Annotated in this window: 16 protein-coding genes; 10 read left to right on the top strand and 6 right to left on the bottom strand. The window is 68.1% G+C overall.

The window, feature by feature from the left end:
- Positions 1-471: a hypothetical protein gene (locus Q8S38_RS11800; RefSeq protein WP_305680624.1), complete on the bottom strand. Its 471-nt coding sequence runs from the start codon at positions 469-471 to the stop codon at positions 1-3.
- Between the two features lie 478 nt (positions 472-949).
- Between Q8S38_RS11800 and rpmI the strand changes: the two genes are divergently transcribed.
- Positions 950-1,150: a 50S ribosomal protein L35 gene (gene rpmI / locus Q8S38_RS11795; RefSeq protein ID WP_066609790.1), complete on the top strand. Its 201-nt coding sequence runs from the start codon at positions 950-952 to the stop codon at positions 1,148-1,150.
- Positions 1,151-1,178: 28 nt separating this feature from the next.
- The gene (gene rplT, locus Q8S38_RS11790) at positions 1,179-1,559 is read left to right on the top strand and encodes a 50S ribosomal protein L20 (RefSeq protein WP_054143512.1); all 381 of its coding nucleotides are present in this window, start codon (positions 1,179-1,181) and stop codon (positions 1,557-1,559) included.
- Positions 1,560-1,711: 152 nt separating this feature from the next.
- On the opposite strand, the gene Q8S38_RS11785 is transcribed toward rplT, so the two are convergent.
- The 4 genes from Q8S38_RS11785 to Q8S38_RS11770 all read right to left on the bottom strand — a co-directional run bounded on the left by Q8S38_RS11785 (position 1,712) and on the right by Q8S38_RS11770 (position 4,286).
- Positions 1,712-2,491, bottom strand: a complete 780-nt coding sequence (locus Q8S38_RS11785) for an LOG family protein (protein ID WP_305680623.1) — start codon at positions 2,489-2,491, stop codon at positions 1,712-1,714.
- A 31-nt stretch (positions 2,492-2,522) separates the two neighbouring features.
- Complete coding sequence (locus tag Q8S38_RS11780) at positions 2,523-3,131, bottom strand: SCO family protein (protein ID WP_305680622.1); 609 nt, start codon at positions 3,129-3,131, stop codon at positions 2,523-2,525.
- Between the two features lie 8 nt (positions 3,132-3,139).
- Positions 3,140-3,628 carry a hypothetical protein gene (locus Q8S38_RS11775; protein ID WP_305680621.1) on the bottom strand — a complete coding sequence of 163 codons (489 nt, stop codon included), beginning with the start codon at positions 3,626-3,628 and terminating at the stop codon, positions 3,140-3,142.
- A gap of 187 nt (positions 3,629-3,815) precedes the next feature.
- Positions 3,816-4,286, bottom strand: a complete 471-nt coding sequence (locus Q8S38_RS11770; RefSeq protein ID WP_305680620.1) for a hypothetical protein — start codon at positions 4,284-4,286, stop codon at positions 3,816-3,818.
- A gap of 128 nt (positions 4,287-4,414) precedes the next feature.
- Between Q8S38_RS11770 and pheS the strand changes: the two genes are divergently transcribed.
- The 6 genes from pheS (at position 4,415) to Q8S38_RS11740 (ending at position 12,203) form a co-directional block, all read left to right on the top strand.
- Positions 4,415-5,497, top strand: coding sequence for a phenylalanine--tRNA ligase subunit alpha (gene pheS, locus Q8S38_RS11765; protein ID WP_305680619.1), 1,083 nt, complete (start codon positions 4,415-4,417; stop codon positions 5,495-5,497).
- Positions 5,498-5,522: 25 nt separating this feature from the next.
- Positions 5,523-6,710, top strand: a complete 1,188-nt coding sequence (locus Q8S38_RS11760) for a ceramide glucosyltransferase (protein WP_305680618.1) — start codon at positions 5,523-5,525, stop codon at positions 6,708-6,710.
- On the top strand, positions 6,707-9,130 hold the full coding sequence (gene pheT, locus Q8S38_RS11755) for a phenylalanine--tRNA ligase subunit beta (RefSeq protein WP_305680617.1): 2,424 nt from the start codon (positions 6,707-6,709) through the stop codon (positions 9,128-9,130). Before Q8S38_RS11760 ends, pheT begins: the two co-directional genes overlap by 4 nt.
- Positions 9,131-9,329: 199 nt before the next feature.
- The gene (locus tag Q8S38_RS11750; RefSeq protein ID WP_305680616.1) at positions 9,330-10,241 is read left to right on the top strand and encodes an alpha/beta fold hydrolase; all 912 of its coding nucleotides are present in this window, start codon (positions 9,330-9,332) and stop codon (positions 10,239-10,241) included.
- Positions 10,238-11,317: a tartrate dehydrogenase gene (locus Q8S38_RS11745; RefSeq protein ID WP_305680615.1), complete on the top strand. Its 1,080-nt coding sequence runs from the start codon at positions 10,238-10,240 to the stop codon at positions 11,315-11,317. Before Q8S38_RS11750 ends, Q8S38_RS11745 begins: the two co-directional genes overlap by 4 nt.
- A 145-nt stretch (positions 11,318-11,462) precedes the next feature.
- The gene (locus Q8S38_RS11740; protein ID WP_305680614.1) at positions 11,463-12,203 is read left to right on the top strand and encodes a TerC family protein; all 741 of its coding nucleotides are present in this window, start codon (positions 11,463-11,465) and stop codon (positions 12,201-12,203) included.
- A gap of 11 nt (positions 12,204-12,214) precedes the next feature.
- Here the strand turns inward: Q8S38_RS11740 and Q8S38_RS11735 are convergent, their stop codons facing one another.
- The gene (locus tag Q8S38_RS11735) at positions 12,215-12,883 is read right to left on the bottom strand and encodes a 4'-phosphopantetheinyl transferase family protein (RefSeq protein ID WP_305680613.1); all 669 of its coding nucleotides are present in this window, start codon (positions 12,881-12,883) and stop codon (positions 12,215-12,217) included.
- Positions 12,884-13,014: 131 nt separating this feature from the next.
- Here Q8S38_RS11735 and Q8S38_RS11730 point away from each other — a divergent pair, with 131 nt between their 5' ends.
- Positions 13,015-13,722: an AzlC family ABC transporter permease gene (locus Q8S38_RS11730; protein WP_305680612.1), complete on the top strand. Its 708-nt coding sequence runs from the start codon at positions 13,015-13,017 to the stop codon at positions 13,720-13,722.
- A complete protein-coding gene (locus tag Q8S38_RS11725; protein WP_305680611.1) occupies positions 13,709-14,026 on the top strand; it encodes an AzlD family protein in 318 nt (105 codons plus the stop codon). Before Q8S38_RS11730 ends, Q8S38_RS11725 begins: the two co-directional genes overlap by 14 nt.
- Positions 14,027-14,072: the final 46 nt, after the last annotated feature.

The raw sequence follows: 14,072 nt of genomic DNA, 5'->3' as shown, positions 1-14,072 counted from the left end.
TCAGCGGACCGGGCACCAGTCCCAGAAGCCGGTCGTGCGCGCCGGCGTGGTGTAGAACCAGCAATAGCCCGAACGCGGCGGCTGCCCGACCCACGACACCGCCGCCGCCCCTGCGATGAAGCCGATCGCGGCGCCCGCCGCGATCGCCCCGCCCCGGTTCCAGTGGCGCCGGGGATGGACGACGACGACATGCGCCGGCCTGTGGTGCCGGACGACCGTCCGCCCCCGATAGACCTGGCCGCGGTTGACATGGGAGCGGTTGACCTGTCCGCGGTTGACCTGCGGCCGCTGGCTGCGATGCGCCCGGTTCACCGATCCCTGCCGGTGATCCCGGACGGCCTGGCGTGAGACCTCGCGGCCGGAGCTGCGCACCTGCGCCTCGGCCGACCCTGTGCCGGGCACCGGAGGACTGAAGCCCGCCATGAAGGCGAACAACAGCACGAGGGACTTCACCGTCAGTTTCCTGCGCATGCCAACCTCCCGCGATGCCCCGTTTCGGGCCTTTGGGCGACGAGACTAGCGCCTCGCCGCTGGCGATGTCGATTTATCCCGGCGAGCGGCAAGGCGACGCTCAGCCTGAGCCATGTCCGCTTCATTGCCCTGTCCGCTTCGAGCAAGCCGAAAGTGTCACCCGCGCCCGTAGCAAGGGTGCCAGGGCAAGCCGCCGCCATCGGCCGTGGGGCGTGCGCGAAGCCCGGTCACAAGCCGACGCCGCTCCTGCGCACGGTCGCGGTCAAGATCGTGAAGCGCGCACGGGTCGATCGCGCCTCGCCCAGGCGACGTCAGGCCCGCCCGGGGCGTCTGCGCTTGCCAGCTCCATCCTTTTCTGTCATACGCGCGTCCTTCGATCGCCCGGCTGATAAGGGCTGCCGTGGCGGTCGATCTTTGCTTCCAGCAAGCAAACATGAAGCGGCGCCGTTTGCGCGCTCGCGACCTATGAGGAGCGGAAATGCCCAAGATCAAGACGAAGTCGAGCGCCAAGAAGCGCTTCAAGATCACCGGAACCGGCAAGGTGCTCTACGCCCAGGCTGGAAAGCGTCACGGGATGATCAAGCGGACCAACAAGCAGCTCCGCAATCACCGCGGCACCAACGTCCTCTTCGAGGGCGATGCGGCCAACGTGAAGAAGTATTTCCTCCCCAACGGCTGACGCCCCCTAACCTTTCCGGAGATCGAACATGGCTCGCGTGAAACGGGGCGTAACGTCCCATGCCAAGCACAAGAAGACACTCAAGGCCGCCAAGGGCTTCTATGGCCGCCGCAAGAACACGATCCGCGCCGCCAAGGCGGCCGTCGATCGCTCGATGCAGTACGCCTATCGCGACCGCAAGAACAAGAAGCGCTCGTTCCGCGCGCTCTGGATCCAGCGCCTGAACGCCTCCGTGCGTGAGCATGGCCTGGTCTATTCGGTGTTCATCAACGGCCTGCACAAGGCCGGCATCGAGCTCGACCGCAAGACCCTGTCGGCGATGGCCATCGACGATGCCGCCTCGTTCACGGCGGTGGTCGAAATGGTCAAGGCCGCGCTCGCCGCCGAGCCGCAGGCCCAGGCCGCCTGAGCTTTCGGGCTTCGATAAGATACGGAAAGGCCGGCAGCGATGCCGGCCTTTTTTGTCTGTTCACTGTCGTCATTCTCGGGCGTAGCGAAGCGAAGACCCGAGAATCCCTTGAAGGAGATGCTCGGGTCTTCGCCCGAGCATGACGCGGATGCTCACGTCTGGACGCCATCCTCCGTCGCCGGCCGCCAGTTGTCGCCCGCGCCCTCGACGATGCGCGCATAGGCTTCGTCGGGCGTGTCGGCATAAGCGAAGAGGGCGATGTCCCGCGTCCGGATCAGCCCGGCCTGCGCCATCACCTCGAGGTTCAGCAGCGCCTGCCAGTAGGCCCGGTCGTAGAGCACGATCGGGACGGGGCGCATCTTGCCGGTCTGCACCAGCGTCAGGATCTCGAAGAGTTCGTCGAGCGTGCCGAAGCCGCCGGGGAAGACGACCAGCGCCGCCGCCCGCATCGCCAGATGCATCTTGCGCATCGCGAAATAATGGAAGCGGAAGGTCAGGTCGGGCGTCGACCAGGCATTGGGCTCCTGCTCGTGCGGGAGCGTGATGTTGAAGCCGATCGAGAGCGCGCCGGCCTCCGTCGCACCGCGATTGGCCGCCTCCATGATGCCGGGCCCGCCGCCGGTGGCGATGACATGGTCGCGGCCGAGTTCGCTCGCCGCCAGCGCCCCGCCGCGCTGCGAGGCGAGCTTGGCGAAGGCGCGCGCCGCCTCGTACCAGGGCTGGCCCTCGCGCACCCGCGCCGAGCCGAAGACGACGATCGTCGAGAGGATGCCGCGGGCGCGCAAGTGGTCCTCGGCTTTCTGGTATTCGAGCATAAAGCGCACGCCGCGCGTCGAATCGCCGAGGATGAAGTCGGGGTCGAGCGCCGCCAGGCGATAGGAGGGCGAGGCCTTCTGCGCTGTGCTGTCGGGCATGTCTGTCTTGTCGGGCATGTCTTGCGAATCCGGTGGGGCTGTCCCAGCCTTACGCCAGATAGCTCCGCAATACGGCCACCATGCGATCCGCGCCGGTCTTGTGCGGCAGGAGCGTCAGGAAACGCCCCTCGTGGTCCATCAGATAGGTCAGCGAGCCATGGTCGACGCTGTGCTCGCCGGGAGCGTGATGCGGCAGCGTGAGCTTGCGGCGATGCACCTTGTAGGCCTTCGCGACCGCCGCGATCTGCGCCTCGCTGCCACTCAGCCCGATCAGCGCCGGGTGGAACGCGGCGACATAGGCCGCCAGCACCGGCGGCGTGTCATGGGCGGGATCGACCGTGACGAAGAGCGGCGCGACGCGGTCCGCCAGCGGGCCGAGGCCGTCCAGCGCCTGCACGATCGTCGGCAGGTCGATCGGGCAGGTGTCGGTGCAGCGCGTGAAGCCGAAATAGACCAGCATGAAGCGGCCACGGAAGTCGCCGTCGCTGACGGCCTTCCCGCTGTGGTCGATCAGCGCAAACGGCCCGCCGAAGCGTCCCGCCAGCGGATCGGGCCGCGGGGAGGGCGCGGCATGGCCGTGATGCTGCGCCAGCGCCGGCAGGCTCCAGCCGGCGGCGAGCCCGGCCAGCAGAGCGCGTCGCGTCGGGCTTGCCCGCATCCTCGCGCTCAGGGCTTCGGCTTGGGCAGGAGGCCCTTGATGCCGAGCGGGCCGGTCTCGGCGATGATCGCATTCGACTCCGGATCGGCGCGCCACCATTCCGGCGCGGCGCCGTTGCGGGCCTCCCATTGCGTCTTGAAGCGCTCCGTCGGCGTGAAGGGGGCGGTGCTGCCGGCCTCCCGGACGCCCTGCGCGAAGAATAGCGTGATCGCGGGGTTCTCGATCAAGAGCCCGTCGGCCTCGACCTCCCGGCCGCAGAAGCCGGCGAGATCGGGCGCAGCCCCGGCGAAATCGACCTGCCCCTTGCCGACCAGCCGGAAGCGGCCATTGGCCTCGAGGATGCCGAGCTGGCGCTTGCCGGCGCCGCAATCGGGCGCGCAGACGCCCTTGAGATGGCATAGCGCATCGACGACGCGTCCCTTCAGCACGAGCGGCTTTTCATGGGGAATGCCCCAGGGCTCGGCGGCCTGGGCGAAACCCGCAGCAGCGCAAAACATGACCATTCCGGAAAGTGCCGTGATTGCTGCTGGCACCCTCGACGCGGTCATCCCGGGCGACCGCAGGGAGACCCGGGATCCATTCCTGAACCATTCCGGAGTGGATCCCGGGTCTGCGCTGCGCTTCGCCCGGGATGACACTGCTTTATGGGAGGCGGGATGCACGCCGACGATCCGTCCCATCGCCTCAGTTCCCGAACGGCTGGATGCCGTGTTCGTCATGGGTCAGGTTGATCACGCCCTTGTCGTCGGCGATCTGGTCCACGAGCAGGTGTTTCACCCCGTCGCGCTCGAGCAGCTCGCCATTCACCGTGACCTCGTGGGTCGCGATGCGGGCGATGCGGGGATTGGCGGCGCTGTCAGTGTCGTCGCCGATCCGCAGGATCAAGTAGAGCGCGCCCTCCGCGTCACGAATGGCGACGGGAATACCGCCCAGCGCGCACCAGACCGCGCATTGGTGATGCGCCGTGCCCTTTGCGAACATCAGCCCGCTGATCGTGCACCAGCTGTCGGCGATCTCGCCGGTGACACTGACGCGCCGGCCGTCCTGCGCCAGCGCCGGGCCCGTCAGTGCGGCGCCGAGCAGGCTCGCAGCAGCCGCCAGCCGTCGGAGGGCTCTGGCGCTCGGCCGTCCGAGCCATTGCGACAAGGCTGTCATGCGAGCACGTTCCTCATCGTCAAAACCCCCGGTTTTGCGCGCGCCGGCCTGCTTTGCCGGCGTGATTGCCTCTAGCATCGCGGCTGGCGACACCCTAGAAGATGCCTCGCAAACGGACCAGAGCAGGCATGAACGAGATCGATCACTTGGGCGCGAGCCTCCTCGCCGAGATCGCCAGCGCGCAGGACGAAGCCGCGCTGGAGCAGATCAGGATCGCCGCGCTCGGCAAGGCCGGCTCGATCTCGGCCCTGCTCAAGACGCTGGGCGCCATGACGCCAGACGAGCGCAAGGAGAAGGGCCCGCTGATCAACGGCCTGCGCGACCAGGTTCAGACCGCGCTGTCGGCCCGCAAGGATGCGCTCAGTGAAGCGGCGCTCGAGGCCAGGCTCGCCTCCGAGACGATCGACGTCTCGCTGCCGGTGCGCGAGGGGCCCGAGGCGCGCGGCCGCATCCACCCGATCAGCCAGGTCATCGACGAGATCACCGCGATCTTCGGCGATATGGGCTTCTCGATCGCCGAGGGGCCCGATGTCGAGACCGACGACCTCAACTTCACCAAGCTGAACTTCCCCGTCGGCCATCCGGCCCGCGAGATGCACGACACCTTCTTCTTCGCCCCCGACGCGAATGGCGAGCGCAAGCTGCTGCGCACCCACACCTCCCCGGTCCAGGTCCGCACCATGCTGGCCCAGCAGCCGCCGATCCGCGTGATCTGCCCCGGCCGCACCTACCGGATGGATTCCGACCAGACGCACACGCCGATGTTCCATCAGGTCGAGGGGCTGGTGATCGACAAGAAGGCGCATATGGGCCACCTGAAATGGGTGCTCGAGGAGTTCTGCAAGGCCTTCTTCGAGATCGACACGGTCAAGATGCGCTTCCGGCCGTCCTTCTTCCCCTTCACCGAGCCCTCGGTCGAGGTCGACATCCAGTGCTCGCGCAAGGGCGGCGAGATCCGCTTCGGCGAGGGCGAGGACTGGCTCGAGATCCTCGGCTGCGGCATGGTCCACCCCAATGTCCTGCGCAACTGCGGCGTCGATCCCGAAATCTACCAGGGCTTCGCCTGGGGCATGGGCATCGACCGCATCGCCATGCTGAAATACGGCATGCCGGATCTGCGGCCCTTCTTCGAAGCGGATGTGCGCTGGCTGCAGCATTACGGCTTCCGCCCGCTCGACCTGCCGACGCTGACCGGCGGCCTGTCGTCGTGAGCGCGGCCGTGACCAGGGTGACGCGATGAGCTTCGCGGCCGTGGCGGGGCTGTTTGCGGCGTTTCTCGTCGCCACGAACCTGCTCTGCCAGGCGATCGCGCTCGTGCGCCTGCGTCGCAAGGATCGGCGCACGGCCCTGCTCGACGCGCTGCCGCCGGTGACGATCGTGCGCCCCTTGCGCGGCATCGAGGCCTTCAGCCGCGAGACCGCGATCTCGGGGCTCGAACTGGATTATCCCGACTACGTCACGATCTTCGCCGTTGCCGATGCGGACGATCCGATCGTGCCGCTGATCGAGGAGTTGATCGGGCGCTATGGCGCCGATCGCGCGCAGCTGGTGACCGGCGATGTGCCGGTCAGCGCCAATCCCAAGCTCAACAACTGCGTCAAGGGCTGGGAGGCGGCGCAGACCGACTGGGTCATCCTCGCCGATTCCAACGTGCTGATGCCCAGGGATTACATCCAGCGCATGCTCGCCTCCTGGGGGGAGGAGACCGGGCTCGTCTGCTCGACGCCGGTGGGCTCGCGGCCGTTCGGCTTCTGGTCCGAGCTGGAATGCGCCTTCCTGAACACCTTCCAGGCGCGCTGGCAGTTCGCGGGCGAGGCCTGCGGCTTCGGCTTCGCCCAGGGCAAGTCGATGCTCTGGAACAAGCCCTTCCTCGACGCCCAGGGCGGCATCGCCGTTCTCGGCGAGGAGATCGCCGAGGATGCGGCGGCGACGAAGCTCGTGCGCCGCGCCGGCAAGCATGTCCACCTCGTCGGCCAGCCCTTCGAGCAGCCTTTAGGGCAGCGCAGCCTGCATGACGTCGTCCAGCGCCAGTTCCGCTGGGCGCGGCTGCGGCGCGTCACCTTCCTGCCCTTCTTCATGCCCGAAATCCTGTCCGGCCCGCTGCTGGCGGTGCTGGCGGCGGCCATCGCGCTGCCGGCCTTCGGGTGGTCTGCCTGGCTTGCGCCCGTTCTGGTTCTGCTGCCCTGGTACGCTGGCGAACTGGCGTTCGCGCGCGGCGTCGGCTGGTACGGCTCCTGGCGCATGCCGCTGGCGCTGCTGATCCGCGACATCATCTTTCCCGGCGTCTGGGCCTATGCCTTCGTCGCCCGCGAGGTGAGCTGGCGTGGCAACGCCATGAAGATCAAGACGGACGGGGAGGACGAGCTCAACGCCGCGCCGGCCCCGATGTCCCATGCAATGACGAGAAGTGACGGACGCTCATGAAGTTCACCCTGTCCTGGTTGAAGGATCATCTCGACACGACCGACACGGTCGAGGCCATCACTGAGGCCCTGACCCGCGTCGGGCTCGAGGTCGAGGGCATCGAGGACAAGGCCAAGGCGCTCGCCGCCTTCACCGTGGCCTATGTGATCGACGCCAAGCAGCATCCCAATGCCGATCGCCTGCGCGTCTGCATGGTCGACACCGGCGCGGGTGAGCCCGTGCAGGTCGTCTGCGGCGCGCCCAATGCCCGCACCGGCATGAAGAGCGTCTTCTCCCCGCCCGGCACCTATATTCCCGGCAAGGACATCACGCTCGGCAAGGGCGTCATCCGCGGCGTCGAATCCAACGGCATGCTCTGCTCGGCCGCCGAGCTGCAGCTCTCCGAGGACCATGACGGCATCATCGACCTGCCCGACGATGCCCCCGTCGGCCAGTCCTACGCCGCCTATGCCGGCCTCAGCGATCCGGTCATCGAGATTGCCGTGACGCCCAACCGGGCTGACGCGCTCGGCGTCGCCGGCATCGCGCGCGATCTCGCCGCCGTCGATCTCGGCAAGCTGAAATCCCCGTCGATCCTGCCGGTTCGCGGTTCCTTTCCATGCCCGGTCGAAGTCCGGCTCGATTTCGCCGCCGATGACAAGGCGCTCTGCCCGGCCTTCGGCTTGCGGCTGGTGCGGGGCGTCAGGAACGGGCCCTCGCCGGAATGGCTCCAGGCGCGGCTGCGCGCCGTCGGCCTGCGCCCGATCAACGCGCTGGTCGACATCACCAACTTCATGACGCTCGACCGCAACCGGCCGCTTCACGTTTTCGACGCCGCCAAGGTCAAGGGCGATCTCGTCGTGCGCCGGGCGCGAGCCGGTGAAACCATCGTCGCGCTCGACGGCAAGACCTATACGCTGAGCGACGAGCAGGTTGTCATCGCCGACGACGCCGGCGTGGAATCGATCGCCGGCATCATGGGCGGCGAGGCCTCGGGCTGCGACGAGGGCACCACCGACGTGCTGGTCGAGAGCGCGCTGTGGGACCCGCTCAACATCGCTCGCTCGGGCCGCGCGCTCGGCATCACCTCGGATGCGCGCTACCACTTCGAGCGCGGCGTCGATCCCGATTTCTGCCGGCCGGGCCTCGATCTCGCGACCGCGATGATCATCGACCTCTGCGGCGGCGAAGCCTCGCAGATGGTCTTCGCCGGCGAACTGCCCGAAAGCCCGGGCGCGATCGATCTGCCCTGGGCCGAGGTCAAGCGGCTGACCGGGCTCGATCTGCCGGTCGTCGAGATGAAACTGGCGCTGACCTCGCTGGGTTTCCATGTCTCGGGGCCGGGCGAGCGGGTCAAGGTCGCGCCCCCCTCCTGGCGCGCCGATATCGGCGGCAAGGCCGATCTCGTCGAGGAGATCCTGCGCATCGCCGGGCTCGATCGCGTCGTCGCGACGCCGCTGCCGCGCATCACCGGCGAGGTGATCAAGCCGGTGCTTACCGTGCTGCAGAAGCGCACCCGCTCGTCCAAGCGCCTGCTCGCCAGCCGCGGCATGGTCGAGGCCGTGACGTGGTCCTTCATCTCGCACGACCAGGCGAAGCTGTTCGGCGGCGGCTCCCGCCAGCTCGTGCTCGCCAATCCGATCGCGGCCGATCTCTCGGATATGCGGCCCTCGCTGCTGCCCGGCCTGATCCGCGCGGCCCAGGCCAATGCCGATCGCGGGCAGGGCGATGTCGCGCTGTTCGAGGTCGGGCAGATCTTCCAGAGCGACCAGCCGGAAGGCCAGCTGATCGCCGCCGCCGGCCTGCGCCGGGGCACGGCGAAGCTCGACGGCGCCGGCCGGCATTGGGACGGCGCGGCGCAAGCCGTCGACGCCTTCGACGCCAAGGCCGACGTGATGGCGCTGCTGTCGGGGCTCGGCGTCCCGACGGGCGGTCTCCAGATCGTGCCCGGCGGGCCGGACTGGGCCCATCCCGGCCGTTCGGCGACGCTGCGCTTCGGCCCCAAGGGCGTGATCGGCGCCTTCGGCGAGGTTCATCCCCGCATCCTCAAGGCGCTCGACGTCAAGGGCCCGCTGGTCGCTTTCGAGATCCATCTCGACGCGCTGCCGCTGCCGAAGTTCAAGCCGACCAAGGTCAAGCCGAAGCTCAGCCTGTCCGGCTTCCAGCCGGTGACGCGCGACTTCGCCTTCATCGTCGATAAGGCAACCGCCGCCGGCGAGATGGTCAAGTCGGCCCAGAACGCCGACCGCGCTTTGATCTCTGACGTCTCGGTCTTCGACCTCTACGAAGGCGTTGGCGTCGAACCCGGCAAGAAGTCGGTCGCGCTCGCGGTCACGCTCCAGCCGGTCGAGAAGACGCTGACCGAGGCCGAGATCGAGGCGGTGGGCGCCAGGATCGTGGCGGAGATGGCAAAGCGCTACGGCGCGGCGCTGCGGGGGTAGGGGCAGCGTCATGCTCGGGCTTGACCCGAGCATCTCGGAAACCAGCCCTCTCTCGTCCTGAGATTCTCGGGTCTGCGCGTGGCGCAGCCCGAGAATGACGCGTCACCACCATTGATCTGGATTGTGTAATAATCGCTGCGCGCAATCCCCCGGGATTCAGCGTACGCGCTTCCTATTGCATGACCCCGAAGTGGCGCCCATGGCCCTCACCGATCTCCCCGTCGCCGACAGCCTCTTTCCCGGCTTCCGCCTGCTCGACGTTTCCACGTCGGGCGCGCGCGTCCGGGTGCGCACGGGCGGGCAGGGGCCGGCTTTGCTGCTGCTCCACGGCTATCCGCAGACCCATGTGCTCTGGCACAAGCTGGCGGAGCGCCTGAAGGACCGCTTCACCCTGGTCTGCGCCGATCTGCGCGGTTATGGCGACAGCGACAAGCCGCTGACCGACGCCGAGCACTTCCCCTATTCCAAGCGCGCCATGGCGCTCGACATGGCGCAGGTCATGACGTCGCTCGGCCATGAGCGTTTCATGGTCGGCGCGCATGACCGCGGCGCCCGCGTCGCCCATCGCCTGGCGCTCGACCATTCCGAGCGCGTGACCAGGCTCGCCACGCTCGACATTGCGCCGACGCGCGAGATGTATGAAGGCACCACCGACGCCTTCGCCCGCGCCTATTGGCACTGGTTCTTCCTGATCCAGCCGGCGCCCTTTCCGGAGAAGATGATCGGGGCGGATCCGACGGCCTACTGGCGCAAGAAATGCGGCTCCGGCGCCGCGGGCCTGAAGCCGTTCGCGCCCGAGGCGCTGGCGGAATATCTGCGCTGCTTTGCCGATCCGCGGACCATCCATGGCTCTTGCGAGGATTATCGCGCTGCCGCCACCATCGACATCCGCCATGACGACGAGGATGGCGGCCGCAAGCTGACGCAGCCGCTGCTCGCGCTCTGGGGCGAGAACGGCATCATCGGCAAGTGCTTCGATCCGCTGGCGCTCTGGCGCCTGCGCGCGGAGAACGTCCAAGGCCGCAGCCTGCCCGGCGGGCATTATCTGGCCGAGGAGATCCCCGATCTCGTCGCTGCCGAATTTATCGCCTTCTTCGGAGACAAGTCATGAGCCGTACCAACCGCGTCTATCGCATCGCCGCCATCGCCGGGGACGGCATCGGCAAGGAGGTGATGCCGGAGGGGCTGCGCATCCTCGAGGCGGCCTCGAAGAAATACGGCTTCGAGCTGCGGCTGGACGAGTTCGATTTCTCCTCCTGCGACTACTACGCCAAGCATGGCAAGATGCTGCCCGACGACTGGAAGGACCAGATCGGCGGGCATGACGCGATCTTCTTCGGCGCTGTCGGCATGCCCGCCCAGGTGCCCGACCACATCTCGCTCTGGGGCTCGCTGCTGCTGTTCCGGCGCGAATTCGACCAGTACGTCAATCTGCGTCCTGTCAGGCTGATGCCGGGTGTGCCCGGCCCGCTCGTCGGCCGCAAGCCCGGCGACATCGACTTCTTCGTCGTCCGCGAGAACACCGAGGGCGAATACTCCTCCGTCGGCGGCCGCATGTATGCCGGCACCGAGCGCGAGATCGTCATGCAGGAGACGGTGATGAGCCGTGTCGGCGTCGACCGCGTGCTGAAATACGCCTTCGAACTCGCCATGCGCCGCCCGCGCCGGAAGCTGACCTCGGCGACCAAGTCGAACGGCATCGCCATCACCATGCCCTACTGGGACGAGCGGGTGAAGGAGATGGCGAAGAACTACCCCGACGTCGCCGTCGACCAGTACCATATCGACATCCTGACCGCGCATTTCGTGCTGAACCCGGACCGGTTCGACGTTGTCGTCGCCTCCAACCTGTTCGGCGACATCCTGTCCGACCTCGGCCCGGCCTGCACCGGCACGATCGGCATCGCGCCCTCGGGCAACATCAACCCGACCGGCGACTATCCCTCCCTGTTCGAGCCGGTGCATGGCTCGGCGCCCGACATCGCCGGCCAGGGCATCGCCAACCCGATCGGCCAGATCTGGTCGGCGGCGATGATGCTCGACCATCTCGGCGAGACCGAAGCCGCCAAGGGCATCGAGGCCGCCATCGAGCGGGCACTCGGCGATGCGCGCACCCGCACGCGCGATCTCGGCGGCGCGCTCGGTACGGAAGCCGCCGGCAAGGCGGTCGAGCAGGCGCTCGGCTGACGTACCGGAACCTGCGAGCCGCCGCGCCGTTACGCGCAGGGGGCTCGCAGATGATGCTTGTTTTCAGCGCTTGCCCCTTGCGTTGATCGGCTCTTTTGGGTCACAGGGGGCGCAACGCCCGAAGGCATGAGGAACTGACCGACCGATGGATTTTTCATCCTCCACATTCTGGGTCTCGCTGCTCCAGATCATCTGGATCGACCTGCTGTTGTCGGGCGACAACGCGGTCGTGATCGCGCTGGCCTGCCGCTCGCTGCCCGAGAAGCAGCGCAAGGTCGGCATCTGGCTCGGCGCCTCGGCGGCGATCGGTCTGCGCATCATCTTCGCGCTGGTCGTGACCTATCTGCTGCTGGTGCCGTATCTGAAGGTGATCGGCGGCCTGCTGCTGTTCTGGATCGCGGTCAAGCTCGCCATGGGCGAGGATGAATCCCATGCCGAGATCGATGGCGGCACCACGCTCTGGCAGGCGGTGCGCACCATCGCCATCGCCGATGCGGTGATGAGCCTCGACAACGTCATCGCGATCGCCGCCGCCTCGCGCGGACACCCTGAACTGTTCATCTTCGGCCTGCTGCTCTCGATTCCGCTGATCATCATGGGCGCGCAGTTCCTCACCACGATCATCACGCGCTATCCGATCCTGATCTGGATCGGCGCGGCCCTGCTCGGCTGGATCGCGGCAGAAATGATCCTGGGCGATATCGCCGTGCTGCAATGGCTGCAGGTCAACATGCCGACCTGGGTGAAGCCCGTGCCGCCGGAAGTCAGCGCCATCGGCATCGCGCCCGCCAACATGCCGCACTATGTCACCTCGGTGATCGGTGCCGCCCTGGTCTGCGCCGTGGCCTATGTCCTGAAGCAGAGGCACGCCGCCAGGGCGGGCTGACCGACGGGGTCTCAGTCGAGAACGATCATCGCGGCGGCCAGGATCTCCTGGCCGCCGTTTTCAATGGTGCGGCTGAAACCGCTCGCGGTCGCGGCCCCGTCACGCACCGTGAACGCGCCGTCCTGCGAGATCGCGACGGCGAAACTCTCCGGCGCCTGCGCGAAGCCCGTCCCCAGCGCCTTCACATAGGCTTCCTTCGCGCTCCAGAGGCGCGCGAAGGCCACCGCTCGGCTCTCCGGCGGCTGGGCGAGAAGCCAGGCCCGTTCGTCCGGATGTAGGACGTTCATGGGCGGGGAAGCAGTTTCGTCCACGGCCTCGACGTCGACGCCGACGGGCCGGTGGGCGAGCGCCACGGCGACAAGCCCGGCCCGGGTCGCGAGCGAGAGATGCAGCCCGCTCCCGCGCGGCTGCTCGACCAGGGGCCGTCCGCGCGCGTCATGGCTGATCGTGACCGCTTCACGCGGCAGGCCGAGCTGCCGCGCCAAGATGCGCGCTCCGATGCCCCGTCGCAGCGCGGATCGCTCGGGCAGCGTCGCGGGCCGCTCCGGCGTCGCCACGAGCCAGACGGCAGGGAGGCGGGCGGCGATGGCGTCGGGAGAAGAAAGCCAGTTCATCGCGGCAGGATAGGCCACTGCCGGGGCGCTCGCCATCGCCCTGGCGCCGCCCTGTGCCAGGCTCATGTGGCCAACCCGCCCGGCGGCGTTGACCTGCGGCCCACTTCGGCCTTGGAAGGGTCATCCGTCGCCCGCTCTCGGCGAGGCGGCGCAAGTACGGGCCGCGACAGGCCCGCGCACAGGGAGAGAACGGGTTCATGGAGGAAGCCCCGGCACAGACGAGCGCGGCCGGCATGCGCCTGGGCATGCGCAAGGTCTTGGTGCTGGTACCCGGCGTCGTGGTCTTCGCGGTCGCCTTCGGCGCGGCAGCCGCCGCCAAGGGCCTGAGCCTGGTCGAGACGCTGCTGATGAGCGCGCTGGTCTATGGCGGCATCTCCCAGCTCGTCGCGATGGAGCTCTGGCGGCCGGAGTGGAGCTGGGGCGCCATCATGGGCCTCGCCGTGGTCACGGCCACCGTCAATTCGCGGATGATCCTCCAGGGCGCGTCGCTGCAGCCCTGGTTTGCGGCTTATCCCAGGGCGCTGAACGCCTTCCATCTGTTCTTCTTCACCGACGCCAACTGGGTCATCGGCACGCGCTACCGGGCCGAGGGCGGGCGCGATCTCGGCGTGCTGATCGGCGCGGGGCTCCTGCTCTGGGTGGTCTGGATCCTGTTCACCGGGCTGGGCTATGGGCTGGGCGCGCTGGTCTCGGACCCGCGCGCCTTCGGCATCGATCTGGTCATGCCGATCTTCTTCGCCGCGATGATCGTGCCGTTGTGGCGCGGCCGGCGGGCGGCCGTGCCCTGGGTCGTCGCCGGGCTCGTGGCGCTGGTCACGGCCAAGCTGGTCGATGGCTATGCCTTCATCATCGTCGGGTCGCTGTCGGGCGCGATCGTGGGGGCCTTCAGCAATGACGCTGCCTGATCCCGGCGCCTGGGGGGCCCTTATCGCCATCCTCGCTATGGCGGTGGCGACCTATCTCTGCCGCATCGCCGGCGTGGTGCTGATGGGCTTCATCCCGCTGACGCCCCATGTCCGCCGCGGGCTGGCCGCCCTACCGGGCTCGATCATCGCCGCCACCGTCCTGCCCCTGATCGAGCGGCTCGGGCTGGCGGCCGGCATCGCGCTGCTGGCCGCGATGGGCAGCATGATCCTGCGTCGCAACGAACTGCTCGCGCTGGTCGTCGGCATGAGCGTCATCGCCGCCCTGCGCGCGTTGGGGTTTTGATCCATCACCCACACCGATCGCTTCCATCACATCCCGTCATCGGGTT

This window comes from Allobosea sp., assembly GCF_030695125.1.
Taxonomy (GTDB): domain Bacteria; phylum Pseudomonadota; class Alphaproteobacteria; order Rhizobiales; family Beijerinckiaceae; genus Allobosea.
The sequence above is the reverse complement of the archived record's forward strand: the minus strand, read 5'-3'. Positions and strand labels throughout refer to the sequence as shown.